Genomic DNA, 26,224 nt, shown 5'->3' on the forward strand with positions numbered 1-26,224 from the left:
CAGCGCCCCCGTCTTCCCTTCGCCCCGCCCGCGCGCTAGGTAGAGCCCATGAGCACCATTCTCGACAAGATCAAGGCCTACAAGCTGGAAGAGGTCGCCGCCCGCAAGGCCGCGCGGCCGCTGAGCGCCGTCGAAGAGGCGGCCCGCAATGCCCCGGCCCCGCGCGGCTTCGCCAATGCCCTGCAGCAGGCCTCGAAAACCGGCTATGGCCTGATCGCCGAGATCAAGAAGGCCAGCCCCTCCAAGGGCCTGATCCGGCCCGACTTCGACCCGCCGGCCCTGGCCCGGGCCTACGAGGCCGGCGGCGCGACCTGCCTGTCGGTGCTGACCGATACGCCCTCGTTCCAGGGCGCCGACGCCTACCTGACAGCGGCGCGCGAGGCAGTCAGCCTGCCGGCGCTGCGCAAGGATTTCCTCTACGATCCCTACCAGGTCGCCGAGGCCCGGGCGCTGCATGCCGATTGCATCCTGATCATCATGGCCAGCGTTTCCGACGCCCAGGCGGCCGAGCTGGAAGACGCCGCCTTCGGCTGGGGCATGGACGTGCTGGTCGAGGTCCACGATGCCGAGGAGCTGGCCCGGGCAAGCGCACTGAAATCGCCGCTGCTCGGGGTAAACAACCGCAATCTCAAGACTTTCGAGACCACGCTTGAGACGACGCGCGAACTGTCGAGACTGGTGCCGCCGGGCCGCACCCTGGTCGCCGAAAGCGGGTTGTTCACCCCGGCCGACCTTGCCGACCTCGCCCGATACGGTGCGCGCTGCTTCCTGATCGGCGAGAGCCTGATGCGGCAGGACGACGTCGCCGCCGCCACCCGCGCCCTGCTCGCCAACCCCGTCCCCGCAACCGGAGCCGCGTGATGGCCGAACTGACCCATTTCGACGCCGAGGGCCGGGCCCACATGGTCGACGTCTCGGACAAGCCGGTGACGTCGCGCATCGCCGTGGCCAGCGGCGCCGTGCTGATGTCGGCCGAGACGCTGGCGCTGATCGCCGAGGGCCGCGCCGCCAAGGGCGACGTGCTGGGCGTGGCGCGGCTGGCCGGGATCATGGGGGCCAAGAAGACCTCGGACCTGATCCCGCTCTGCCATCCGCTACCGGTCACCAAGGTCTCGGTCGACCTGAGCTGCGACGCCGCGCTGCCGGGCGTGCGGATCACCGCCACGGTCAAGACCACCGGCCAGACCGGGGTCGAGATGGAGGCGCTGACGGCGGTGTCGACGGCGGCGCTGACGGTCTATGACATGGTCAAGGCGGTCGAGAAGTCGATGGTCATCACCGAGATCCGGCTCGACCTGAAAGACGGTGGTAAATCGGGACGTTACGAGGCAAAGAGATGATTTCGGTCGAGGAGGCGCTGAGCAAGGTTTTCGCGCTCGTCGCGCCGCTGGAAACGGAAACCGTGCCGCTGGCCGAGGCCGCCGGCCGTGTCCTTGCCGCCCCCGCCGCAGCAAGGCGCGACCAGCCGCCCTTCGCCGCCTCGGCCATGGACGGCTATGCCATTCGCGGCCTCGACGCCAAGCCGGGCGACAGCTTCACCGTGATCGGCGAGGCCGGCGCCGGCCATGCCTTCGACGGCAGCGTCGGGCCCGGCCAGACCGCGCGCATCTTCACCGGCGCGCCGCTGCCCGAGGGCGCCGACCGGGTGGTGATCCAGGAGGACGTGACACGCGACGGCGACCGCATCATCCTGGGTGACAAGCTGGACGCGGGCACCAATATCCGCCCCGCCGGCGGCGACTTCCGCGCCGGCGATCAACTGACCGCGCCGCGCCGGCTGCGGCCCGCCGAACTCGCCCTGCTGGCGGCGATGAACGTGCCCGAGGTGCGCGTCACCCGCCGCCCCGTCGTCGCCATCATCGCCACCGGCGACGAGCTGGTGATGCCGGGCGAAACCCCGCGCGCCGACCAGATCATCGCCTCGAACAACTTCGCGCTCAAGGCGATGGCCGAGGCCGCCGGGGCCGAGGCAAGGATGTTGCCGATCGCCCGCGACACCGAGGCCGAGCTGCGGCTGGTGCTGGACATGGCCGCCGATGCCGACCTGATCGTCACCATCGGCGGCGCCTCGGTCGGCGATCACGACCTCGTCGGCAAGGTGGCCGGGGAAATGGGGCTCGACCGCGCCTTCTACAAGATCGCGATGCGGCCGGGCAAACCGCTGATGGCCGGCAAGCTGAACGGCGTGCCGATGCTTGGCCTGCCGGGGAACCCTGTTTCGTCAATCGTTTGCGGCCATATCTTCATGCTGCCGGCGCTGCGGGCGATGCTCGGGCTGGCGGCCGAACCGGCGCCGCGCGCCCGCGCCGTGCTGGCCGAGGACATCGCCGCCAACGGCCCGCGCGAGCATTACATGCGCGCCCGGCTCGACAGCGCCGGTGACGGCCTGCCGCGGATCGCGCCCTACGCGCGGCAGGACAGCGCCCTGCTGCGGCTGCTGACCGAGGCCGACGCGCTGCTGCTGCGCCCGCGCCAGGACGGGCCGCGCAAGGCCGGCGAGATCGTCGAATACCTGCCGCTCTGAGCTTTCCTGGCCGCGAAAAAACTCCCCGCCGGAGGCTGCCGTCCCTTCCGTCCGCGCCGGCCACTGGCCAAGCGCCCCGGCGCTTCCTAGAGTTGGGCGATAACCAACGAGGCCGCCGCCGATGGCGCATCGCAGACAGACGAGCCGCGCGCTGATCCTGACGCTCTACCTGGTGCTGGTCGCCGGGCTGTCGGGCGCGATCGGCTGGGTCGCGCTCGGCGACGGGCTGAACCGGCTGACCGAGCGGGCGCGGGCCGACCTGTCGCTGGCCTCCGACCGGCTGACCGGACAGCTTGCCCGCTTCCGCCAGCTCGGCGCCCTGCTGGCCGACCACCCGACGCTGAAGCCACTGGTGCTGACCGGCCGCGGCGACCGGGCGGCGGCGGAGCGGCTGCTGCTGGCGGCGGCGGATCGCTCGGGCTCGGACGATATCCTGCTGCTGGGCCCCGACGGGCGGGTGCTGGCGCGCGCCCACGACCATCCCGGCGCCCCGGTCTCCTATGCCGATGCCGGCTATTTCAGGCGCGCGCTGCAAGGCGCGACCGGCTTTCACCACGGGCTCGAGGGCAGCCCGCCGCGGCGCATCTTCACCTATGCGGTGCCGGTCTTTCCCCATGGCGGACCGGCGGCGGGCGCGGTGGTGCTGCGCGTCGATGCCGAACGGGTCGAGGCCAATTGGCGCGGCGCGGCCCAGACCGTCTATTTCACCGACGCCCTCGGCGTCGTCTTCGTCTCGAACCGCGACGAGCTGCTCTATGGCCGCGGCGCCCCGGCCGCGCCCAGCCGGGCCGCGCGCGACCTGACCTATCCGGCGGGGCTGACCACCGGCCTGCCCGCGCATGACAGCTGGAGCGTCGGCGGGCACGAGCTGTGGTGGCTCGCCGGCGGGCGCTACCTGCCGCGGCTGGCGCTGCACCTGACCCGGCCGCTGCCAGTGGTCGAGATGCAGGGCAATATCCTGATCGATGCCGGCCCCGCCCTGCGCATGGCCGGGCTGCAGGCGGCGGTGGCGGCGGCGCTGTGCCTGATCTTCGGCGCGGTGCTCTTCGCGGTGACGGAACGGCGCCGGGCGCTGGCGCTGCAGCTCGAGACCGAGGCCCGGGCCAAGGCCGAACTCGAGGACCGCGTCGCCGCCCGCACCCGAGAGCTGTCGGACGCCGTCACCCGGCTGCGCGAGGAGGTGATCGAGCGCCAGGAGGCCGAGGCGGCGCTGAAGAAGGCGCAGCAGGACCTGATCCAGGCCGGCAAGCTTTCTGCCCTGGGCCAGATGTCGGCCGGCATCAGCCACGAGCTGAACCAGCCGCTGATGGCGATCCGGTCCTTCGCCGAGAACGGCGCCGCCTTCATCGACCGCGGCAGGCCCGAGGCGGCGGCGGCGAACCTGGGCCGGATCTCCGACCTCGCCCGGCGCATGGGCCGGATCATCAAGAACCTGCGCGCCTTCGCACGGCAGGAGGTCGAGGCGATCGCCGATGTCGATCTGGGCGCGGTCATCGCCGCCGTGCTCGAGATGATCGAGGCGCGGATACGGCGCGACGGCGTCAGCCTGCATTACGCGCCGCCCGACGGCCCGGTCTGGGTCCGCGGCGGCGAGGTCCGGCTGCAGCAGGTGGTGCTCAACCTCGTCTCCAACGCGCTCGACGCGATGCAGGCCGCCCCGACCCGCCGGCTCGAGCTGACGCTGGAACCGGCCGGCGACCGGGTCCGGCTGCGGGTGCGGGACAGCGGTCCCGGCATCGCCGACCCCGAGCGCATCTTCGACCCGTTCTACTCGACCAAGGAAGTCGGCGCGTCCGAGGGCATGGGGCTGGGCCTGTCGATCTCCTACGGCATCGTCAACAGCTTCGGCGGCAGCATCAGCGGGTGCAACCGGCCCGAGGGCGGGGCCGAGTTCACCATCGAGCTGGCGGCGTCGACGGAAAGCGAGGCGGCATGATCGACACGGTTCTCCTGGTCGACGACGACCGCGCGGTGCGCGAGGCGCTGGGGCAGACGCTGGAACTGGCCGATCTGCACCCGATCCTGGCCGGCAGCACGATCGAGGCCAAGGACCATGTCAGCCCCGATTTTCCCGGCGTCGTCGTCACCGACATAAGGATGCCGGGCAAGGACGGCTTCGCCCTGCTCGACCACATCCGCGCCGTCGATCCCGACCTGCCGGTGATCCTGCTGACCGGCGAGGGCGACATCCCGATGGCCGTGCGCGGCATCGGCGCCGGCGCCTTCGACTTCCTCGAAAAGCCCTGCGCCCCGGCCGACCTGCTGGCCGTGATCCGCAAGGCGCTGGCCTCGCGCGCGTTGGTGCTGGAAAACCGCCGGCTGAAACGGGAGCTCAAGGCCGGCGACGCGGCGGCGCGGCTGATCTTCGGCCAGTCGCCGCAGGCGAGCGAACTGCGCGAGCGCATCCGCACCGCCGCCCGCGCCGGGACCGAGGTGCTGGTCACCGGAGAGCCCGGCACCGGCATTCCCAAGGTGGCCGAGGTGATCCACCTCGTCTCGCCCGCGGCCCGCCGGCCCTTCGTCAAGCTCTCGGCCGCCTCGGTGACGCCCGAACTGCTGGCCCAGGCCTTCGAGCAGGCCGGGGACGGATCGCTGTTTCTCGACGAGATCACGGGGCTGAGCCCGGCGGCGCAATTCGCCCTGCTCGAACTGCTCGAGGCCGGCGGCGGCGCCCGGCTGCTGGCCGGCAGCCAGCGCGACCTGGCGGTCGAGGCGCAGGAGGGGCGGTTCCATTCCGACCTGACCCTGAAGCTCGACGCGATGCGGGTCCGGATCCCGACCCTGCGCGAGCGGCCCGAGGATATCCCGGTGCTGTTCCGCCATTACGTCGCCCAGGCCTGCGAGCAGGCCAACCTGCCGGTCCCCGAGATCACCGAGGAGGTGACGGCGCGGCTGCTGGCGCAGGACTGGCCCGGCAATGCGCGGGCGCTGATGAATGCCGCGATGCGCTTCGCGCTGGGGATCGACGAGGACGACGGAGAGGCCGAGGACGGCGGTCTGGTCGAGCAGATGGCGCGGGTCGAACGCTCGCTGCTGGAACAGGCGCTGCGCCGGCACGGCGGCAATGCCAGTTCCGCCGCCCGGGCCTTGCGGCTGCCGCGCAAGACCTTCTATGACAAGCTCGCGCGTCACGGGATTCGCCCGGAGGCGTTCCGCAGCTAGACAGATTTCAGGCCATGACCGCCCCGCTCGATCTTCCCCCGCTTGCCGATGCCGACTGGCCCGAGGAAGCCGCCGCCCTGCGCGCCGGTTTCGCCGGCCGGCTCAACGTCTACCGCGTCATGGCGCATCACCCGGCGCTGCTGAAGTCCTGGCAGACTTTCCGCAACCATGTCGTGCGCGAAACCAGCCTCGGCGCGGCGCGCAGCGAGGTGGCGATCCTGCGCACCGGGGTGCGGCTCGAGGCGCCCTACGAATGGGCCCACCACGTCGTCCGCGGCCGCGATGCCGGGCTGAGCGACGCCCGCATCCGCAGCCTGCGCGGGCCGCTGTCGGGGATGTCCGCCGAGGACGCGGCGATCGCCCGCGCGGTCGACGAGCTGATCGACGATGCCTGCCTGTCGGCCGGGGCCCAGGCCGAACTGGCCGCGCTGGTCGGGGTCGCCGGGGTCTTCGACGTGATTGCCACGGTCGGGCATTACCGGGTGCTGGCCTGTATCCTGAAAAGCTTCGGCACGCCGATCGACGACGATATCGCGGCGGCACTGGCGGCACAGCCGATCGACTGAGATCCGTTCGGCCGCATGGCCTTGCCGGCGGCAGGCCGGGCGGCAAACGCCCGTTTGCGCCACGCGCCTCTCGCCCCGCTGCGCCCGTGCAATGCGCAGGGCGGGCCAGTCCGGCCTGTGCCAGTTTCCGCCCATACCGGCCCGCAAGCCGTGCGGTTTTCCGCACATGCTGCAGCATCCAGCCCCCGTATGGCACGCGATTTCACGGCACAACTGACTGTTATCTCGCGATTTTCCAAACCAGCCCGCGACAGGTGCAACATTCCGTTGATCACGGCGTGAGCCCGCGCATCCTGTTGCCCGGGCGCCGCGAAGACGCGCGCCGTAGCATAACCGGTATCTCTGGGAGGAGTTCCAATGAAGTTCCTGACCGCCGCGGCCGCCGCCGCGCTGCTCTGCCTGTCCGCCGTGCCGTCGCTGGCCCAGTCCTCGGCCTGCGACCCGGGCGAGACGGTGATCAAGTTCAGCTTCGTCACCAATGCCACCAAGCATCCCAAGGGCATCGCCGCCCAACTCTTCGCCGACCGTGTCAACAAGGAGATGAACGGCAAGGTCTGCGTCGAGCTCTACCCGAACTCGACGCTTTACAACGACGACCAGGTGCTTGAGGCGATGCTGCAGGGCGACGTCCAGATGGCCGCGCCCAGCCTGTCGAAATTCGAGGCCTTCACCAAGAAGTTCCGCATCTTCGACCTGCCCTTCATGTTCAAGAACATCGCCGCCGTCGACGAGTTCCAGAACTCGGCCGCCGGCCAGAAGATGAAAGGCTCGATGGAGCGCCGCGGCCTCAAGGGGCTGGAATTCTGGCATTCGGGCATGAAGCAGTTCTCGGCCAACAAGCCGCTGCTGCTGCCTTCGGACGCCAAGGGGCTGAAGTTCCGGGTCCAGCCCTCGGACGTGCTGGTGGCGATGATCCAGGCGATCGGCGGCTCGCCGCAGCCGATGGCCTTCTCCGAAGTCTACGGCGCGCTGCAGACCGGCGTCGTCGACGGCCAGGAGAACACCTGGTCGAACATCTACGGCAAGAAGTTCTACGAGGTGCAGGACGGCATCACCGAGACCAACCACGGCGTGCTCGACTACCTCGTCGTCACCTCGTCCGATTTCTGGGACGGGCTGCCGGATGACGTCCGCGCCGAGCTGACCAAGATCCTGCATCAGGTGACGGTCGAGCGCAACGCGGCCGTGACCGAGGTCGAGGCCAAGAACCGGCAGAACATCCTCGATGCCGGCGCCACCATCCGCGAGCTGACGCCGGTTCAGCGCCAGGCCTGGGTCGACGCGATGAAGCCGGTCTGGAGCAAGTTCGTCAAGGATGTCGGCCAGGACAACATCGACGCCGCGCAGGCGATCAACGCCAAGCACTAAGCGCCCGCAAGAGGCAGGCGGGGCGGCCCGGTGCGGCCGCCCCGCGATAACGACAAGAATAACAACATGGGGGGAGAGAGATGAACGAGCCGGACTATCCGCCGCCGGAGCGCGACTCGAAGACCAGCTTCCGCGGCTTCGAGGCCAACGCCATCGCGGCGATCCTGGGTCTGATGACCCTGATCACCTTCGCCAATGTCTTCGTGCGCAAGTTCTTCAACACCCAGCTCGCCTATGATTTCGAGGCCGCCACCGGCCTCACCCTGCCGCACACCATCCTCTGGGCGCAGGAGGCGACGCTGATCCTGTTCGCCTGGCTGGTGATCTTCGGCGTCAGCCACGCCTTCCGCATCACCGCCAACCTCGGCGTCGACGCCGTCTCGGCGATGCTGCCCCATCGCGGCCAGCGCGTCCTCGCCCTGATCGCCGCCTTCGCCAGCCTCGCCTATGCGCTGCTGCTGATGAAGGGCGCCTGGGATTACTGGGCCCCCTTCGCCGGGCTGCCGCCGACCTCTGGCCAATGGTTCCCGACCGGGCTCGACAGCCATGCCCGCGACCGCGCCTTCTACATCACCGAGCAGATCCCGATGCCGCATTTCCTCGACTTCCTCGCCGGCTGGATCAACCAGGGCGAGGAATGGGACAAGCTGCCCCGCGTCATCCCCTACCTGATCCTGCCCCTCGGCGTCGCGTTGATCCTGTTCCGCATCGCCCAGGCCACCGTCGCGATCCTTCGCGGCGAGCGGATGAGCATGATCGTCAGCCACGAAGCCGAGGACGCCGTCGAAGACGTCGCGGCGCTGAACCGGGAGGGCTGAACTTGGCCATCGCACTTCTTTTCGCCGGGGTCGTCACCCTGCTGCTGCTCGGCGTGCCGATCGCGGTGACGCTGGGCCTGTCGTCGATCGTCTTCCTGCTGACCCAGAGCGATACCTCGCTCGCCTCGGTCGCCCAGACCTTCTACCAGGCGATGCAGGGCCATTACACGCTGCTCGCCATTCCGTTCTTCATCCTCGCCTCGTCCTTCATGTCGACCGGCGGGGTGGCGCGGCGGATCATCCGCTTCTCGATCGCCTGCGTCGGCCATCTGCACGGCGGGCTGGCCATCGCCGGCGTCCTCGCCTGCATGATGTTCGCCGCCCTGTCGGGCTCGTCGCCCGCCACCGTCGTCGCCATCGGCTCGATCGTCATCGCGGCGATGCGGCAGATGGGCTACACCAAGGACTTCGCCGCCGGGGTGATCTGCAACGCCGGCACGCTGGGCATCCTGATCCCGCCCTCGATCGTCATGGTCGTCTATGCCTCGGCCACCGACGTTTCGGTCGGGCGGATGTTCCTCGCCGGCGTCATCCCCGGGCTGCTGGCCGGCACCATGCTGATGGTCGCGATCTACGCCATGGCCCGGGTCAAGAACCTGCCCAAGGGCGAATGGCAGGGCTGGAGCGAGATCTGGGCCGCCTTCCGCGAAGCGGTCTGGGGCCTGTTCCTGATCGTCATCATCATGGTCGGCATCTACGGCGTCCCCGGCCTGACCGACGCCATCTTCACGCCGACCGAGGCCGCCGCCGTCGCTTCGGTCTACGCCTTCGTCATCGCCACCTTCGTCTATCGCGACATGGGGCCGCTGGCCGGCCGCGACGGCGCGGCGCCGATCCCGCTCCACCGCAAGCCCTCGGCGCTGATCACCGCGCTGTTCCATGCCGACACGCGGCGGACCCTCTACGACGCGGGCAAGCTGACCATCACCCTGATGTTCATCATCGCCAACGCGCTGATCCTGAAACAGGTGCTGACCGACGAACAGGTGCCGCAGCAGATCGCCCAGGCGATGCTGTCGGCGGGGCTGAACCAGATCACCTTCCTGATCGTGGTCAACGTCATCCTGCTGATCGGCGGCCAGTTCATGGAGCCCTCGGGCCTGATCGTCATCGTCGCGCCGATCGTCTTCCCGATGGCGGTCTCGCTCGGTGTCGACCCGATCCATCTCGGCATCATCATGGTGGTCAACATGGAGATCGGCATGATCACCCCGCCGGTCGGGCTCAACCTCTTCGTCACTTCGGGCGTGGCCGGGATGCCGATCATGCGGGTGGTCAAGGCCGCCCTGCCCTTCCTCGGCATCCTCTTCCTCTTCCTGATCCTCGTCACCTACGTGCCCTGGCTCTCGACCTGGCTGCCGACGATGCAGTTCGGGCCCGAGACGGTGGCGCATTAGTCCCCCACTATCCCGCCGGTCCGCCTGCGCCGGCGGGATAGTTCCATTTGAAAATACCCGCCGCCGATGCTAAGCAGGCAGCGGGGAGGACAGCGACATGGCCCAGGACGGAGAGACGGTTCTGCGCGGCTTCGAAAGCGCGCTGCCGATCGCGCTGCTGCGGGCGCGCGAGGCGACGATGCGGCGCTTCAAGGGTCATGTCGATGCCCATGGCCTGACCCTGCCGCAATGGCGGGTGATCCGGGCGCTGGCCGATGGCGGGCCGATGGACGCCCGGACATTGGCCGAGCGTTGCGTGATCCTGCCGCCCTCGCTGACCCGGATCTTCCGCGCGCTGACCGAGAAGGGGCTGATCGCGACGGTCAAGACCTCGGATGCGCGGCGCCATGCCGTCAGGCTAACCCCGGCCGGCGCGGCGCTCTACGCCGAGATGGCCGAGACCTCCGAGGCGATCTATGCCGAGCTCGAAGCCGCCTTCGGCTCCGAGGAGATGGCGACGCTGCTCTCGCTGCTGACCCGGCTGCGCGAAACCGCCGAGGCGCTGCCGGTCTCGGGCTCCGAAACCGCCTCCGGAACCGAGCCCGGGCCCGTCCTCGAGGACTGATCGGCGCGGAAATCGCCCCCGCCCGCTGTCGGGAACCTTGCGACCGATGTCGCCTATGGGGCAGCCTGCCCGGCAACAGGCCGGGAGACTGGCCCGGTCCGCCACTGTCCGAGGGAGGCCGCCGATGGGCTCGAACGATCCGCTCCTGCAACCCTACCAGCTGGGTCCCCTGACCCTGCGCAACCGGATCATGACCACGGCGCACGAACCCGCCTATCCCGAGGACGGCATGCCCAAGGCGCGCTACCGCGCCTACCATGCCGAGCGCGCCCGGGCCGGCGTCGCCATGGTGATGACCGCCGGCTCCGCCTCGGTCTCGCGCGACAGCCCGCCGGCCTTCAACAACATCCTCGCCTACAAGGACGAGGTCGTCGGCTGGATGAAGGAGCTGGCCGACGAATGCCACGGCCATGGCTGCGCGGTGATGATCCAACTCACCCACCTTGGCCGCCGCACCGGCTGGGACAAGGGCGACTGGCTGCCGGTCGTCTCCTCCTCCCACGTCCGCGAACCCGCCCACCGCGCCTTTCCCAAGAAGATCGAGGATTGGGACATCGAGCGCATCGTCGGCGACTATGCCGATGCCGCCGAACGCATGGCCGAGGCCGGGCTCGATGGCATCGAGCTGGAATGCTACGGCCACCTGATGGACCAGTTCATCTCGCCGCTGACCAACACGCTGGAAGCGCCGTGGAACGGGCCGTTGGAGAACCGGATGCGCTTTGCCATGCAGGTGCTTCAGGCGATCCGCGACCGGGTCGGCGACCGGCTGCTGATCGGCATGCGCTATACTGCCGACGAGGTCGTCAAGGGCGGCATCTCCGCCGAGGAAGGCCTTGAAATCGCCAGAACTTTCCAGGCCTCCGGCCAGGTCGACTTCCTCAACGTGATCCGCGGCCATATCGGCACCGATGCCGACCTGACCGACGTGATCCCGGTCCAAGGGATGAAATCGGCGCCGCATCTCGACTTCGCCGGCCAGGTCAAAGCGCAGATCGACCTGCCGGTCTTCCACGCCGCCCGCATCCCGGACGTCGCCACGGCGCGGCATGCGGTGGCCTCGGGCAAGCTCGACATGGTCGGCATGACCCGCGCCCACATGGCCGACCCGCATATCGTGCGTAAGATCGTCGAGGGCCGCGAAGACGACATCCGCCCCTGCGTCGGCGCCACCTATTGCCTAGACCGCATCTACCAGGCCGGCGACGCCTTCTGCATCCACAACCCCTCGACCGGCCGCGAATTGAGCCAGCCGCACGAGATCGCCCCGGCCTCTGAGCGTCGGAAGGTGGTGATCGTCGGCGCCGGCCCCGGCGGGCTGGAAGCGGCGCGTGTGGCCGCCGAACGCGGCCATGCCGTGACCGTGTTCGAGGCGGCGGACGCGCCCGGTGGCCAGGTCAGGCTGGCGGCGCAGAATGCCCGGCGGCGCGAAATCCTCGGCATCACCGAATGGCGCATGGCGCAATGCGCCGCCCGTGACGTCGCATTCCGCTTCAATACCTTCGCCGAAGCCGATGACATCACGTCGGAAAACCCGGATGTCGTGATCGTCGCCACCGGCGGCCTGCCCGATACCGAAGTTCTGGAAGACGGCAACGAGCTCGTCGTTTCGGCCTGGGATCTCATTTCCGGCGACGTCAAGCCGGGGCAGAACGTCCTGATCTATGACGATGCCGGCGATCATTCCGCGCTGCAGGCGGCCGAGGTCGCCACCCAGGCCGGCGCGCGCGTCGAGGTGATGACTCCGGACCGCACTTTCAGCCCGGAAATCATGGGCATGAACCTCGTTCCTTACATGCGCGAATTGCAGGACAAGGAGGTGACGTTCACCGTCACCTACCGGCTGCGCGCGGTCCGCAAGGCCGGCAACGAGCTCGAGGCCGTTATCGGCAGCGACTACATGCCGGTCGAGAAACGGCGGCGCTTCGACCAGGTGGTGGTCAATCACGGCGTGATCCCGCTCGACGCGCTCTATTTCGACCTCAAGCCGCTGTCTTCCAATCTTGGCGCCGTCGATTACGATGCCTTCATCGACGGCCGGCCGCAGGTGCTGAAGCCGAACCCGGAGGGCCGTTTCCAGCTCTTCCGGATCGGCGACGCGGTCTCGTCGCGCAATATCCACGCGGCCATCTACGACGCCCTGCGGCTGGTGCGAGTCATATGAGATTTCAAGGCCCTCCGGGGCGATCCTGATCCACGGAGGAAAGATGGAGATCCTGCTCAACCCGCATCGCGGCCGCGGCCTTCCCGAGTTGCGCGCCGGCGGATTGCCGCGCCCGGTGGACGACGCATCGGAAGTCTCGCGCCGGCTGGCGCAATGTCCGGTGGCGGCGAAAACGCCGCTGCGCGATCTGTCCGAAATGGCAGCGGAAACCGGCATCGCCAAGCTGTGGCTGAAGGACGAGAGCGGCCGCATGGGGCTGGGCAGCTTCAAGGCGCTCGGCGCCGCCCATGCCATCGCCCGGGAGGCGGAGCTGAGTGGCGCCGAGGATCTGCGCACGGCTCTCGCGGGACGTTCATTTGTCACCGCAAGCGCCGGGAATCACGGCCTTTCTGTCGCCGCCGGGGCGCATGTCTTTGGCGCCCGTGCGGTCATTTATCTGGCCGAGACGGTGCCCGAGGCCTTCGCCGACCGGCTGCGCGCCAAGGGCGCCGAGGTCCGCCGCGACGGCGCGGTTTACGAGGACAGCATGGCCGCCGCCGCCCGCGCCGCCGAGACCGAGGGGATGACCTTGCTCTCCGACAGTTCCTGGCCCGGCTACTGGGAGCTGCCGCTGCGGGTGATTGAGGGCTACCTGCAACTTGCCGCCGAGGCGGCCGAGGAGCTGCCGGAGCCGCCGACCCATGTCCTGCTGCAGGCCGGCGTCGGCGGTCTGGCCGCCGCAGTTGCCGCCTTCGCCCGTGCCCGCTGGGGCGCGGCGCCGAAAATCGTCGTCGTGGAGCCGGCTTACGCGCCGGCATTGATCGAAAGCATCCGCGCCGGGAAGATCGTGACCAGCGCCGGCCCGGTGTCGACCATGGGCCGGCTCGACTGCAAGGACCCGTCGCTGCTGGCGCTGGCCGGCCTGGCCGAGGATGCCGACGTCTTCGCCACGATCGGCGAGGAGGAGGCGCAGGCGGCGGTCGAGAAGCTGGCGACGCTGGGCCTGGCCACCACGCCCTCGGGCGCCGCCGGCCTGGCCGGGCTGCTGGCCGCCGGGCCGCGACACGCGGCGCTGGGGCTGGGGCCGGACTCGCGCGTCCTCGCCATCCTGTCGGAAGGAGCCGAGGCCCCATGAGCGGCTTTCCGGAATCGGAATATCGGCGCCGGTGCAAGACGTTGCAGGGCGGCATGAAAGCGTCCGGCCTGGACGCGCTGCTGGTCACGACCGAGGCCGACCTGCGCTATCTCACCGGTTTCCTGACCCGGTTCTGGGAAAGCCCGACCCGGCCCTGGTTCGCCGTCCTGCCCGCCAAGGGTGCCCCGATCGCGGTGATCCCCGGCATCGGCGCCGAGCTGATGGCGACGACCTGGATCGCCGATATCCGGACCTGGCCCGCGCCGCGGCCCGGGGATGACGGCGTCGGCCTGCTGGCCGAGGTGCTGGCCGGGCTGGTCCCCGCAAGCGGCGCCGTCGGTCTGCCGATGGGGCCCGCCAGCCAGCTGCGGATGCCGCTGGCGGATTTCAAAACCCTGCGCCACCGGCTCGCGCCGCGCCGCTTCGCGGATGCCGCCGGGCTGATCGCCGATACCCGCGCCATCAAGTCCGAACCCGAGATCGCGCGCATCCGCGAAATCTGCGCCATCGCCGGCCGCGCCTTCGACCGGGTGCCCGGTTTCGCCACCACGGGCACGCCGCTGTCCCGCATCTTCCGCGAGTTCCAGATCGCCCTGCTCGACGAGGGCGCCGACTGGGTGCCCTATGTCGCCGGCGGCGCCGGGCCGGGCGGCTATGGCGACGTCATCTCTCCGGCCAGCGACCGGCCGCTGGCGGCGGGCGACGTGCTGATGCTGGATACCGGGGCCGTGAAGGCGGGCTATTTCTGCGATTACGACCGCAACTGGAGCGTCGGCAAGCCCGCCGCTGAGACCGCCGCCGCCCAGGCCCTGCTGCACGCGGCGACCGAGGCCGGTCTGGCCGCCGCCCGCCCCGGCGCCACGGCCGCCGATGTCTTCCACGCGATGCAACGGGTCATCGCCCGGGCCGGGGAGGCCGGGGCCGGCGGCCGGCTCGGCCACGGGGTGGGGATGCAGCTGACCGAGGGCCTGTCGCTGACCGCCGAGGACCGCACCGAGCTGCGTCCCGGCATGGTGATCACCCTCGAACCCGGTATCCAGATCGGCCCCGGCCGGATGCTGGTGCACGAGGAAGACATCGTCATCCGCGACGGCGCGGCCGAATTGCTGACGCCGCGCGCGCCCGCCACCTTGCCCATCCTGAGCTAGCCATGCCCCTGCCCTATACCCTCACCGCCCCGATCGGCAGCCGCGCCCGGCTCGGCCTGATCGTGCTGCAATCGGACGAGACCATCGAACCCGACCTGCAGCTGCTGTTCCCCGAGCGCGACATCGCGCTTTACACCGGCCGGGTGCCCTCGGGCGCCGATGTCACGCCCGAGACCCTGGCGGCGATGGCAGAGGCCCTGCCCGCCGCCGCCCGCTTGCTGCCGCCCTCGATCTCCTTCGACGCCGTCGGCTATGCCTGCACCTCGGGCGCGACGGTGATCGGGCCGGAACGGGTGGCCGCGCTGATCTCGGGCGCCGCCAACGCGCCGCGCGTCACCAACCCGCTGACCGCCGCCATCGCCGCGATGCGGGCGCTGGAAGTGGGCCGGATCGGCTTCATCTCGCCCTATATCGAGGAGGTCTCGGCAGCGATGCGGGCCCGGTTCGAGGCTGCCGGGATCATGATCGCCGCCTTCGACGGCTACGGCATCGCGACCGAGGCGGTAGTGGCGCGGATCGACCCCGAGTCGACGAAGGCGGCGGCGCTGGACATGGGCCGGCGGCCCGAGATCGAGGCGCTGTTCCTGTCCTGCACCAACCTGCGTACGCTCGAGATCATCGACGCGGTCGAGGCCGAACTCGGCAAGCCGGTGGTCAGTTCGAACCTGGCCCTGGCCTGGCACATGGCGCAACTGGCCGGGCTTGGGGCCCGGCCGGGCCTGCCCGGGCGGCTGATGCGGCTGGCGGCGGAAGAGAGCCGCGCGCCGATCCGGCTGCCGCCGGGCTCGCCGCCGATCGCGGCCCCCTGAGCCCGGAAAAGCGCCGCTTTTACGGGCTTGTGCATTGCACCCGCCGGCCCGGCTGATACCTTGCGCACGCCTTGCGATCACGGGTGAGGGAGAGAAAGCATGGTCAATCGCCGTTTCCGCAACCGTCCCGGCGGCCGCCGGGCACTGCGCGCCGGCCTGCTGGCGCTTGGCGTTGCCGCCCTGCCCGCGGCGGCCCTGGCCGCCGACAGCTGCGCCGTTCCGGGCAACCTGGCCCAGTTCCGCGCCCAGATGCTGGCCGGGATCAACAAGAAGCGCGCCGAGAAAGGCGTGGCGCCGCTGACGGTCGACAAGCGGCTGCAGGACGCGGCCCAGAGCCAGGCCTGCGACGACGCGGTCAAGGGGATCTATTCGCATATCGGCCTCGACGGCTCCAAGCTGCCCACCCGGCTCAAGCGCCGCGGCTACCCGGCCGCCGGGGCGCTGGAAAACACCGGCATGGGCAATGACGACGCCGCCCGCATCGTCGCCTTCTGGATGACCTCGCCCTTCCATCGCGGCAACATGCTGAACCCGAAGGTGAGCCAGGCCGGCATCGGCCGCGCCCGCGGCAGCAATGGCAACGATTTCTGGGTGGTGGATTTCGGCCGCGGCAAATAGCCGGCGCGCGGCCTGGCCGGCGTCGCGGCGGGGGGCTGTCTGCCCCCCTGCCCCCCCCGAGGATATTTACGAGCAGAAAGTGCGGCGCTGGTTTTCTGCTCGAGCCTCGCCGCGCCCGGCAGACCCTAACGTGCCAGCAGCAACTCGGCCTTCAACCCGCCCAGGCTTTCGCTTTGGCCCAGGTTGAGGCTGCCGCCATGGATGCGGGCGGTGTCGGCGGCGATGGCGAGGCCGAGGCCGACGCCGCCGCCGCCGTCCTGGTTGCGGGCCGCGTCGAGCCGGGTGAAGGGGCGCAGCGCCTCCTCGCGGCGTTCCGGCGGAATGCCGGGGCCGTCATCCTCGACCACGATCCGCACCATCCGCTCGGTCACCACCAGCCGGACCTCGACCCTGCTGCCATGGCGCGCGGCATTGCCGACGAGGTTTTCGAGCGCCCGGGCGGCGGCGCGCGGCCGCAGCATCGCCGTCGCCCCTTCGGGGGCCTCGACCGAGACCAGCGCCACCTCGTGGCCGGCCCGGCGCGCGTTCTCGACCGTCTGGCTCACCAGCGCGACAGGATCGGTTTCCTCCGGCGCCTCGGTCGCCTCGTCGCGGGCGAAGGCGAGGAAACCGTCCAGCAACCGCTCCATGTCGTCGACATCGCGCAGCATCGGCCCCGCCGCCTCCTGGTCGTCGAGCATCGACAGGTCGAGCTTGAGCCGGGTCAACGGTGTGCGCAGATCGTGGCTGACCCCCGACAGCATCAGCGTCCGCTGCTCGATCTGGCGCTCGATCCGTGCCCGCATGTCGACGAAAGCGCGCCCCGCCGCCCGCACCTCGTTGGCGCCGCGCGGCCGATAGGGCACCGAGCGGCCCTTGCCGAACTCCTCGGCCGCCGAGGCCAGCTTGGTGATCGGCCGCAACTGCCGGCGCAGGAAGAAATAGGCGATGACCGTCATCAGCACCGAGGTCAGGATCATCAGCACCAACAGCTGATGCGGGTTCGAGGCGGTGACGCGGTCGCGGATGAAGGTGACCCGCATCGGCCCGTAGCGCGTGCCCAGCAGCACCGTGACCAGGCCCCGGTCGCTGGTCAGGTCGACGCCGCGGACATCGCCGAAGCGCTTGTGCAGGGTGCGAACGACCTGGCGCCCCGACAGGTCGTAGAACCAGCGATGCTCTCCGACCGGGCCGTCGGCGGGCAGCACCACGGTCATCTCGAGCGGGCCCTGCAGCGCCGACAGCTTCTCGCGCGCGGCGGCCAGGCTGCCGGCGGCGTTCACCTGGCGCAGCAGATAGGACATCTCGATGACGATATTATTGGTCATCTGCCGGGTGACGCCCTCGAAATGGCGCTGGATGAAGACGACGGAAACGACCAGCTGGATCGTGACGATCGGCACGATCAGGATCAGGGCGGCGCGGCCGTAGAGGCTGCGCGGCGGAAGACGTCGGGGCCAGCGCGGTTTCATGGCGGCGAGCCTATGCGGCATCCGGGCCGGGGGGAACCGGTTTCCGCATCCAGGCCGGTTGCACCGGCGCCGGAAATGCCGCAGCGTTCGGGCGAGAGCCGCGGGCCCCTGCCCGCCCGATGCAGGAGCCCGCCGCGATGAGCGCCCCCGATCCCGTCAACGATCCCGCCACCGATCCTCTGGCCTTCGATCCGCCCTGCGGCATCGCCGAAGAGATCGCCCCCGGCCTGCGCCGCCTGCTGGCGCCCAACCCTTCGCCGATGACCTTCCGCGGCACCAACACCTACCTGCTGGGCCACGGCGCGGTGGCGGTGATCGACCCGGGTCCGGCGCTCCCGGCCCATAGGGACGCGATCCTCGCCGCCCTCGGTCCGGGAGAGCGCGTCAGCCACATCCTCGTCACCCATTCCCATCTCGATCACTCGCCGCTGGCCCGGCCGCTGGCCGCTGCGACCGGCGCCCCGGTGCTGGCCTACGGGCCCAGCGATGCCGGCCGCAGCGATGTCATGGCCCGGCTGGCGGCGGCCGGCGATCTCGGCGGCGGCGAAGGCGTGGACACCGCGTTCCGGCCCGACGCATTGCTCGCCGACGGCGCCCGGGTGGCGGGCGACGGCTGGGAGCTCGAGGCGCTGTGGACCCCGGGCCATTTCGGCAACCATCTGTGCTTCGCCTGGGGCGACGCGGTCTTCACCGGCGACCTGGTGATGGGCTGGGCGACCTCGCTGGTCTCGCCGCCCGACGGCGATCTCGGCGCCTTCATGGCCTCGCTCGACCGGCTGGCCGCGCGCGGCGCCTCGGTGCTCTATCCCGGCCACGGCGCGCCGGTGACGCAGCCGGCGGCCCGGATCGCCGAGCTCATCGCCCATCGCCGCGGGCGCGAGGCGCAAATCCTCGCCGCGCTCGCCGACGGCCCGGCGGCGACCGCCGACCTGACGCGACGAATCTATACCGAGGTGCCGGCCGCCCTACTGCCCGCGGCCGAGCGCAATGTTTTTGCGCATCTCATTGATCTGACGGAAAGAAATGTCGTCTCCCCCGAGGGCAGACTGAGCGTTTCCGCTGTTTTCCGACGGCTGTGAGGGGGGCGGCGGAAAGAATGCGAATTTTGTGACAAAACCCTCTGGACGCCCCCGATTCAGCCCGCTATATACCGCCCCGTGTTCCGGCGTAGCTCAGCGGTAGAGCAGTTGACTGTTAATCAATTGGTCGTAGGTTCGATCCCTACCGCCGGAGCCAAAATCCCCTAGAGTTCATGGCAAGAGCCCGCCTTCGCTTGCAGGTTTGGCGAAGCGGTGGTGGTGCGGCTTTCCGTTTTGACAGCCGCTCGGGGTTCTCATCTCGACCTGTCTCCGCGTAATCTGCCCCAAGTGCCTGTGCATTGCGGGGGGACGGTCATGGCAACCATGCAGGATGCGATCATCTTCGGGTTCGACTCGGCCTGGACCGACAATCCAAGAGCGCCGGGAGCGATCTGCGCCATCCGCTTCGATACGGCGGGGCAATCGACGCTCCTGGAACCACGGCTCGTCTCTTTTTCAGACGCCCTCGCTTTCATCGAAGCCGAACGGCAGGGCTACGCATTCAGCCTCGTTGCGCTCGATCAACCCACCATCGTTCCGAACGCCCGAGGCAGTCGTCCTGTCGACAAGGTTGCCGCCTCCCTGATCTCCTACATCGGCGGCGGCGTGCAGCCGGCCAATCGGGGAAAGGCCACGATGTTCGGGGAAGACGCTCCGGTCTGGAAATTCCTGTCCGCACTGGCGGCCCGGCAAGATCCGCGCGTGGCGCAGACCGAGGAGGCGGGGCACTTTCTGATCGAGGTCTTTCCTGCGCTTGCCCTCCCTGCGCTCGGGCCCAGTTTCGCTCGCAGGCTCGGCGCGCCGAAATACAACCCGGCCAATCGCGGGAAGTTTCGCCTGGAGGACTGGAGGGCGGTCTCCAGCGCCGTCGCCAAGACAGCGTCGTCTCTCGACCTCGCCGGTCTCGCGCAGTGGGCCGATCAGATGCAGGCGCTTGAGAAGCCCGGGAAGGCGGATCAGGACAGGCTGGATGCCGCAATATGCGCGCTGATCGGCCTGCTCTGGCGGGAAGCGGGCCAGCCCTCCGCGATGCTCGGAGATCTCGAAACCGGCTACATGATCACCCCCCTCTCCGGCGCCACGCGGCACCGCCTTGAGCAGGCCGCCTTGGACAAGCAGGTTGATTTCCTAGCGCCGCTGCAACAGAAAACTCTCGGAAACTGGCGGCGTACTAGAGCACCTTACCGGCCCGCTCCCCTCTACAAGGACTATTCTCGCCGCCGTTCGCCAGACGCGGGCATCTCTGCCACGTGCATGAACGCTGGGATGGCCGAGAACAACGGACAGCGGTGGGGCAAGCCTGTTTGCCCTGCTGAAAGGTCGGGGCGCCCGGTCATGATGAGGTCTGAACGCGCCTCGGTCCCGCCTACATTTCGGCGTTGCCGCGAGTGCAACCCACCCCCAGAGGCAGGAAATACTTGATTGGCGGACGATATCAGGTCATCTTGGTAGGATTGTTTTGCCAAGATCCTAACATCACCGGAGGAATGTCTGGTGTATTTTTTAAGACTGTCATACATCTCCCTATTCTCATTCTTTATTTTTCTGTCCTGCGCTTCCAATCCCTATTATAATTGGGACATCATAGGATATACCGCTGCCGCATACAGCTACGAAGGCGTCACCGGCCCGCAGATGAGCCGCGAGGCATTCCTCGATCTTCGCGGCACCGTACCAAAGACCAGAATGGCTGAACTGACGACCGGTTCTTCATATCGGGAGATCGTCGCCCAGGAGCCAGGAGCCCTTGAGCAACAACTGCCTTTCTACTCGATCAGGGTGGTGTATGTCGGCCTTACCTGGGGGCTCGGAAATATCGTTGGATCATTTTCGCGCGCGACAATACTTGTTTCTGCAGCCGCCGCGGCGTCGATTGTGTTCATGTTTGGGCTCCATTTCTTGCGCTACCAAAGCAAACTGGTTTTCGTTCTGGCCCCTCCGTTAATCGCCTTCACCGGCGCACGCTCTCTTGGAACACTCAGCACTGCTGACGGCGTCGCCGCGCTCGGTGCGATTGGCCTTTTGCTTGCGGTTATGAACAAGCGTTGGTGGACTTCGTTTGTCCTCCTGGCGGCCATGCCTTTTTTCAGAACCGACTTCCTGTTGCTTTCGATTGTTTGTGGCGCATATATCCTTCTCAAGGAGAAGAAAGTGCAAGTTCTAGCCCCGGTCTTGTTGTCTATTATTTCCTACTTTGCCATCAATTTCTACTTCCACAACTATGGCTATCTTACAGTCTTCAATTTCACCCTCATCTCATCTGCCAACCCCTACCCGGCCTCAATGCCGATATCCACGGATTGGATTGATTACCTAAAAGCATATTACCATGGTAGCGGACGCCTTGTTTTTTCAACAGGGTTCTATCTTCTGGCTTTTTCCGGAGCCCTTGTGGCGATTTTGAATTATTCAACCTATCGCAGTCGGGAAGCCGAATCCTTGCCTGAGGCTACCATGCAGATCGGGCGCGGCGGCCTTTCTGATATGTATCTGATTTCATCGCTTTTTGTCTTTTTCCATTTTTTGCTGTTTCCGGCCGCGGCCTGGCGGAATTACTTTGTTGCCGTTTGGGTGGCGCTGGCTGTCGTGTTGAAAATCCTCGACATCAGCTTGGGAGGAAGAAGGCTGATTGCCCGCCCGGTATCCCGTTGAACAGATGCCGGAAGAACGAGCCTTCAGCCACCAAGCAGGCCACTGGACTTCTCCGGCTCTGGTGGACAGCGAACCCCGCCACCGGGGAGACCTGACACGGCAGCGATACGCAGCGAGGCGTTCAAACGCGATCTGCTTCGTGACTTGATGCTACGGCTCTCCGGCGCCACGCGGCACCGCCTTGAGCAGGCCGCCCTGGCCAGAGATGTCGACTTCCTGTCGCGACCCTGTTGAAAAACTTCGGCGACCTGGCCGCGTCTCGACTGGCCCTCAAGGCTTCGAAGCTGGTAGGCTGCCGGGAAGGCCTCATGCTGCTGGCCGCCCCCTGCCACCCTTTGCGCGAAGTCTTCACCGCTTGCGACGATACAGGATCATGACGCGCCGGAACCACGCCAAGGCCGATGACGGCTGGCTGATCGCTCGGGTCTCGTAGATGGAACTCTTCGACCGGAGCTATCGGCGCAGCCTCGATCTGCTGGTTGAGGATCTCCTGGCGCGCCACGCCGCCGGCGACCGGCCCGGCCTGGTCGAGGCCTGGCTGTTCGAGGATGCCGGCGCCCGGCGCGCCGCCGAGTCCCGACTGGCGGCTGCGGGGATCAAGGCGCGGCTCCGAAGCGCCCTGAAGCCGCTCGTCTGCTGGGCGCTGGAAGACCTCGATCGCGAGGGGCTTCGCAGCCTCGACATCCATTACCCGCGCCATGCCGCGGCCCCGGAGCGGCGCTTCCTGCTCGAAGCCTGGCCGCTGGCGGAACTCCTGCCGGGGGTCGCCGTCCGGTTTCACCCCGCCCCCGTGATGGAGAGGCCGTCCTACGAGGTGATCCTCGGCCGCGGCGACGGGACCGCGGAATGGGTCAGCGTCGCCGCGCCGAACCGGTTGCACGAGGATACTGGCGGCGGGGTGAGCCTGTCGCCGACCGGCTGGCTGCGCAGCACCGACGCCAGCGGCCGGGTTCGGCAAGATCGCCGGCTGCAGACCGAGGTGGAAACCCTGTTCGCCGACGGGATCGCCGCCCTCGCCGCCCGTGAATGGGGCAGCGCGACGCCCTATTTCGAGCAGCTGTCGATCCGGGCCGATCTGCCCGCGGCCGAAACCCCGCTGGCACATGGCAGCGAGGTTCTCAGCCTGCAGGAGGCGCTGCACGAGGATTTCTACTTCTCCACTCTCGAGTTCCTGCAACGCCGGGCCGGCGTGACGCCGGGCGACCGCACCCATCGCCCCGGCCAGATCGTGCCCGCTATCCGGCAGGCGCCCGTGCCCCGGCTGACCATCACCCTGCAACCGCTCGACCGCGCCGACGCGGAGGACGCGGACGGCGCGCCCCAGCCGCTCGCCACGGCCGCGCGGGCGCTTCCCTTCACCCAGATCCTGACCGAGATCGACCGGATCGCCGGCACGCCTTTCGCGGCGAGCTCCCGCGCCGGGCGGCCGGTCGCCGGGCGCTACCGCAGGGGCACCGACCCGGCGGTGATCCTCAGCGCCGGGCAGCACGCCAACGAGACCTCCGGCGTCGTCGGCATCCTGCGGGCGGCACGCGAACTCGACCAGCGGCCGCAAAGCCATTTCGCGCTGATCCCGCTCAAGAACCCCGACGGCTACGCCCTCCACCGCCGGCTGGCGGCCGACAATCCCTTCCACATGCACCACGCCGCCCGCTACACCGCGATGGGCGACGACCTGATGGCGCGGCAGCAGGAGCCCCTGCTCGAACGCGCCGCGGTGGCCGAGGCGTGGCGCCTGTCGGGGGCGGAGCTGCATGTCAACCTGCACGGCTATCCCGCGCATGAATGGCTGCGGCCCTTCTCCGGCTACCTGCCGCGCGGCTTCGAGGCCTGGACGATCCCGAAGGGTTTTTTCCTCATCCTGCGTCACCGCGCCGACCGGCAGGCGCGGGCCGAGAGGCTGCTGGCCGGCGTGACCGAGCGCCTGGCGGCGATCCCGGACCTGATGGCGTTCAATCGCAAACAGCTCTCGGCCTTCGAGGCCTATGCCGGGCCGAGCGGGTTCCGGATGGTGAACGGCTTTCCCTGCCTCGTGTCCCCGGAGGCGGAGACGGCCGAAGGTCCGGCGATGACCCTGATCACCGAGTTTCCGGACGAAACCGTCGAAGGCCCGGCGTTCCGCTTCGCGCATGACATGCAGACCGCCGCCGCGCTTGCCGCCTATGCGGCGCATCGGTCGGCGCTGGCGGGCGACTGAGGCACAGGCTGAGGCCGAGAGAGCAATCGCAATCAGACCGCAGCTCCGTTCGCCAACCGCCGGTCCTGCGTTTCGCCAAGTCCGCTCTTGTCCCGTCCCTGCCATTGGCGGGCCTCGCCGCGCGCAACTGCTCTCTCCGAGCTGACCATCGACGGGGCGCGCGCAGCGACATCCCGTTTCCGGCGCCGGCGGGATCTGCTGTCCGGTTGCGACGCGGCCCGGATGGCGTTCTACTTCGCCGACAAGGACTCAAGGGCGGAAAAGCGATGAGCGAAGACCCCTATGACGTGCTCGGCGTGGCGAAGACCGCCAGCGCGGCCGAAATCAAGAAGGCCTACCGCAAGATCGCCAAGGAAAGCCACCCGGACCTGCACCCCGGCGATGCCGCCGCCGAGGCGCGGTTCAAGGCGGCGGGCACGGCCTTCGAGCTTCTGAAGGATCCCGAGACGCGGGCCCGCTACGACCGCGGCGAGATCGACGCGAGCGGGCAGGAGCGCCCGCAGCGACGCCAGCGTTACTACCGCGACTTTGCCGAAGACGCGGGCAATCCCTATCGCCAGGGCCCGCGCTACGAAGGCTTCGGCGACGAGGCCGACATCTTTGCCGAGTTCCTGCGCCGCCAGGCCCGGCAGGGCGGTGGCGATTTCAGCAGCCACGCCTTCCGCGCACGCGGGGCGGACGCCCATTACGCACTCGAGGTGCCGTTCCTGACCGCCGCGACCGGCGGGGCGATGCGGATCAGCCTGCCCGGCGGCGGCGATCTGGAAGTCAAGATCCCCAAGGGCGTCGCCGACGGCCAGACCCTGCGCCTGCGCGGCAAGGGCGGGCCGGGACAGGGCGGCGGCGCGACCGGGGACGCCTATGTCACGCTCTCGGTCCGGCCGCATCCGGTGTTCAGGCGCGCGGGCGACGACATCGCGATGACCCTGCCGATCACGCTGGACGAGGCGGTGCTGGGCGCCAAGGTCGAGGTGCCGACGATCGCCGGGCCGGTCAAGGTGACGGTCCCGAAGGGCGCGACCGGCGGCCAGGTTCTGCGCCTGCGCGGCCGGGGCATCGCGGCGCCGGGCCGCGCGGTGGGTGACCAACTGGTCGAGCTGAAGATCGCCATGCCACAAGAGGTCGACGACGACCTTGCGCGGTTCATGGAGGAGTGGCGCAAGACGCATGGCTACGATCCGCGCAAGGGGGGGAAGGCATGACCGAGAGAACCGGCTTCCTGTCCGAAGAGGAAATGCTGGCCGCCGTTGCCCGCCTCGACCGCCCCCGCCTTGCCCGCTTCGTCCGGGCCGAGGTGATCCGCCCCGCGGAGGCCGGCGGCGGGCGCATGGTCTACCGGCAGCTGGACATCGCGCGGATGGAGCTTCTGTGCGATCTCTGCGACGATTTCGATCTCGACGACACGGCCCTGGCGGTCGTCATGGACCTGGTCGATCAGCTTCACGGCACCCGCGGCGACCTCGTCGCGCTGATGCGGGCCCTGGCGGAAGAACCGCAGGAGGTACGGGCGCGGGTGATGGCGCGGCTCACGCGCTGAGCCGGGCGCCGCCGCTGCCTTGGGGATGTTCCGCCGATGCCCGCCGCGCGCCTGACCTGCTGACGACGGCGGCTCCGCCGGCAACCGGCGACGCCGTTTCGGACAGGCCCTGAAGATGCTATGCTGGCCGTGCATCGGATCTTGAGGGGAGGAAAGAATGCAGCCCGAACTCGCGACCCGCCGGCGCCTGCTGCGCCTGACCTTTCAGCGTTACATCGAGGCAGACAGGGAGTGGCGGGAGGCCCTGCTCGAAATGAAGAGCTGGTTCCCGAAATTCGCCGCGCCCCATGGCGGCGCGATCGGCAACCCGGGATCGCGCGTGCGCAGGGTCTATGACGCCCGGGCACGCGCGCTGCTTCAATTCGAAGCCGCGCAGGCGAAATTCGAAACGGCGAAGCGGAGGCTGGCCGAGCGCGAACGTCACAACGCGACATGCGTGCTCGCGATTGCCCGCCTCGAAGCTCCCTGAGGCGCTTGTTGGCGCCCTGCCCGGCGATCCGATGAGGTAAACGGCGGCGGGACGGAACAGCCGCGGCAAGTCGGTGGCGCCCGGATCGGGCGGGCAAGCGGCCCGACCGGTTCTCCGGCCCGACTTCACAAGTGAGAGCGCCAGGATGCTGGTCCTTTTCGTTTGCACCGCCAATCGGCTCAGGAGCCCGACCGCGGCGGCTCTGTTTCGCGACTGGCCGGGCATCGAGGCCCTCTCCGCCGGAACCGATCCCGCAGCGCCGAGGCCGCTGACCAGGGAGCTCGTGGCCAGAGCCGACGTGATCTTCGCCATGGAAGCGCATCACCGCGAGCGGATTCGCAGGAAGTTCAAGAACCGCCCGCCCGATGACCGGATCATCACGCTGCACATCCCCGACGCGTTCGAGCGCGACCAGCCGGAACTGATCGTCCTGTTGGAGCAAAGGGTCACGCCGCGGCTGAGATCGCTACTGCGCGTGTGAGCGGCCCGGGCTTCTCGGGCCTCGGGCTTGGGCTCGGTTTCCCGGCACCAATCCTCTTGGTGATCA

Annotated in this window: 24 protein-coding genes and 1 tRNA gene; 24 read left to right on the forward strand and 1 reads right to left on the reverse strand. The window is 68.9% G+C overall.

Annotated features, from left to right (window positions below):
- Positions 1-48 precede the first annotated feature (48 nt).
- The 15 genes from trpC to ACFOES_RS05710 all read left to right on the forward strand — a co-directional run bounded on the left by trpC (position 49) and on the right by ACFOES_RS05710 (position 16,292).
- Entirely contained in the window at positions 49-861 is an 813-nt protein-coding gene (trpC, locus tag ACFOES_RS05640) for an indole-3-glycerol phosphate synthase TrpC (protein ID WP_377832219.1), read from the forward strand.
- Positions 861-1,340, forward strand: coding sequence for a cyclic pyranopterin monophosphate synthase MoaC (gene moaC, locus ACFOES_RS05645; RefSeq protein WP_377832220.1), 480 nt, complete (start codon positions 861-863; stop codon positions 1,338-1,340). Before trpC ends, moaC begins: the two co-directional genes overlap by 1 nt.
- Positions 1,337-2,524 carry a molybdopterin molybdotransferase MoeA gene (locus ACFOES_RS05650; RefSeq protein WP_377832221.1) on the forward strand — a complete coding sequence of 396 codons (1,188 nt, stop codon included), beginning with the start codon at positions 1,337-1,339 and terminating at the stop codon, positions 2,522-2,524. The genes moaC and ACFOES_RS05650 overlap by 4 nt, the downstream gene beginning before the upstream one ends.
- Before the next feature lie 121 nt (positions 2,525-2,645).
- Positions 2,646-4,460 (forward strand): sensor histidine kinase, encoded by a 1,815-nt coding sequence (locus ACFOES_RS05655; RefSeq protein ID WP_377832222.1) that lies wholly within the window; start codon positions 2,646-2,648, stop codon positions 4,458-4,460.
- A complete protein-coding gene (locus ACFOES_RS05660; RefSeq protein WP_377832223.1) occupies positions 4,457-5,686 on the forward strand; it encodes a sigma-54-dependent transcriptional regulator in 1,230 nt (409 codons plus the stop codon). Before ACFOES_RS05655 ends, ACFOES_RS05660 begins: the two co-directional genes overlap by 4 nt.
- 14 nt (positions 5,687-5,700) lie before the next feature.
- A complete protein-coding gene (locus ACFOES_RS05665) occupies positions 5,701-6,252 on the forward strand; it encodes a carboxymuconolactone decarboxylase family protein (protein ID WP_377832224.1) in 552 nt (183 codons plus the stop codon).
- A gap of 357 nt (positions 6,253-6,609) precedes the next feature.
- Positions 6,610-7,620, forward strand: a complete 1,011-nt coding sequence (locus ACFOES_RS05670; protein WP_377832225.1) for a TRAP transporter substrate-binding protein — start codon at positions 6,610-6,612, stop codon at positions 7,618-7,620.
- 80 nt (positions 7,621-7,700) lie between these two features.
- On the forward strand, positions 7,701-8,438 hold the full coding sequence (locus ACFOES_RS05675) for a TRAP transporter small permease (protein WP_377832226.1): 738 nt from the start codon (positions 7,701-7,703) through the stop codon (positions 8,436-8,438).
- A gap of 2 nt (positions 8,439-8,440) precedes the next feature.
- The gene (locus ACFOES_RS05680) at positions 8,441-9,835 is read left to right on the forward strand and encodes a TRAP transporter large permease (RefSeq protein ID WP_377832227.1); all 1,395 of its coding nucleotides are present in this window, start codon (positions 8,441-8,443) and stop codon (positions 9,833-9,835) included.
- A 97-nt stretch (positions 9,836-9,932) separates the two neighbouring features.
- A complete protein-coding gene (hpaR, locus tag ACFOES_RS05685; protein ID WP_377832228.1) occupies positions 9,933-10,439 on the forward strand; it encodes a homoprotocatechuate degradation operon regulator HpaR in 507 nt (168 codons plus the stop codon).
- Positions 10,440-10,563: 124 nt separating this feature from the next.
- Positions 10,564-12,603 carry an oxidoreductase gene (locus ACFOES_RS05690; RefSeq protein WP_377832229.1) on the forward strand — a complete coding sequence of 680 codons (2,040 nt, stop codon included), beginning with the start codon at positions 10,564-10,566 and terminating at the stop codon, positions 12,601-12,603.
- 43 nt (positions 12,604-12,646) lie between these two features.
- Positions 12,647-13,717 (forward strand): pyridoxal-phosphate dependent enzyme, encoded by a 1,071-nt coding sequence (locus tag ACFOES_RS05695; RefSeq protein WP_377832230.1) that lies wholly within the window; start codon positions 12,647-12,649, stop codon positions 13,715-13,717.
- Positions 13,714-14,865: a M24 family metallopeptidase gene (locus ACFOES_RS05700; protein ID WP_377832231.1), complete on the forward strand. Its 1,152-nt coding sequence runs from the start codon at positions 13,714-13,716 to the stop codon at positions 14,863-14,865. The genes ACFOES_RS05695 and ACFOES_RS05700 overlap by 4 nt, the downstream gene beginning before the upstream one ends.
- A 2-nt stretch (positions 14,866-14,867) precedes the next feature.
- The gene (locus ACFOES_RS05705; protein WP_377832232.1) at positions 14,868-15,674 is read left to right on the forward strand and encodes a maleate cis-trans isomerase family protein; all 807 of its coding nucleotides are present in this window, start codon (positions 14,868-14,870) and stop codon (positions 15,672-15,674) included.
- Positions 15,675-15,773: 99 nt separating this feature from the next.
- A complete protein-coding gene (locus ACFOES_RS05710; protein ID WP_377832233.1) occupies positions 15,774-16,292 on the forward strand; it encodes a CAP domain-containing protein in 519 nt (172 codons plus the stop codon).
- A 125-nt stretch (positions 16,293-16,417) separates the two neighbouring features.
- On the opposite strand, the gene ACFOES_RS05715 is transcribed toward ACFOES_RS05710, so the two are convergent.
- Positions 16,418-17,743, reverse strand: a complete 1,326-nt coding sequence (locus tag ACFOES_RS05715; RefSeq protein WP_377832234.1) for an ATP-binding protein — start codon at positions 17,741-17,743, stop codon at positions 16,418-16,420.
- A 137-nt stretch (positions 17,744-17,880) separates the two neighbouring features.
- Here ACFOES_RS05715 and ACFOES_RS05720 point away from each other — a divergent pair, with 137 nt between their 5' ends.
- The 9 genes from ACFOES_RS05720 (at position 17,881) to ACFOES_RS05760 (ending at position 26,158) form a co-directional block, all read left to right on the forward strand.
- Positions 17,881-18,822, forward strand: a complete 942-nt coding sequence (locus tag ACFOES_RS05720) for an MBL fold metallo-hydrolase (RefSeq protein WP_377832235.1) — start codon at positions 17,881-17,883, stop codon at positions 18,820-18,822.
- 82 nt (positions 18,823-18,904) lie between these two features.
- Positions 18,905-18,979 (forward strand) — tRNA-Asn (locus ACFOES_RS05725).
- Between the two features lie 158 nt (positions 18,980-19,137).
- Complete coding sequence (locus ACFOES_RS05730) at positions 19,138-20,244, forward strand: DUF429 domain-containing protein (RefSeq protein ID WP_377832236.1); 1,107 nt, start codon at positions 19,138-19,140, stop codon at positions 20,242-20,244.
- Between the two features lie 72 nt (positions 20,245-20,316).
- A complete protein-coding gene (locus tag ACFOES_RS05735; RefSeq protein WP_377832237.1) occupies positions 20,317-21,474 on the forward strand; it encodes a hypothetical protein in 1,158 nt (385 codons plus the stop codon).
- Positions 21,475-21,907: 433 nt separating this feature from the next.
- Positions 21,908-23,671, forward strand: a complete 1,764-nt coding sequence (locus tag ACFOES_RS05740) for a peptidase M14 (protein ID WP_377832238.1) — start codon at positions 21,908-21,910, stop codon at positions 23,669-23,671.
- Between the two features lie 266 nt (positions 23,672-23,937).
- Positions 23,938-24,873 (forward strand): DnaJ C-terminal domain-containing protein, encoded by a 936-nt coding sequence (locus ACFOES_RS05745; RefSeq protein WP_377832239.1) that lies wholly within the window; start codon positions 23,938-23,940, stop codon positions 24,871-24,873.
- Positions 24,870-25,208: a hypothetical protein gene (locus ACFOES_RS05750; RefSeq protein WP_377832240.1), complete on the forward strand. Its 339-nt coding sequence runs from the start codon at positions 24,870-24,872 to the stop codon at positions 25,206-25,208. Before ACFOES_RS05745 ends, ACFOES_RS05750 begins: the two co-directional genes overlap by 4 nt.
- Positions 25,209-25,365: 157 nt before the next feature.
- Positions 25,366-25,677, forward strand: a complete 312-nt coding sequence (locus ACFOES_RS05755) for a hypothetical protein (protein WP_377832241.1) — start codon at positions 25,366-25,368, stop codon at positions 25,675-25,677.
- A 145-nt stretch (positions 25,678-25,822) separates the two neighbouring features.
- Complete coding sequence (locus ACFOES_RS05760; RefSeq protein ID WP_377832242.1) at positions 25,823-26,158, forward strand: hypothetical protein; 336 nt, start codon at positions 25,823-25,825, stop codon at positions 26,156-26,158.
- Positions 26,159-26,224 lie beyond the last annotated feature (66 nt).

Origin of the sequence: Acidimangrovimonas pyrenivorans, from assembly GCF_042643245.1 — a bacterium.
GTDB lineage: Bacteria > Pseudomonadota > Alphaproteobacteria > Rhodobacterales > Rhodobacteraceae > Acidimangrovimonas > Acidimangrovimonas pyrenivorans.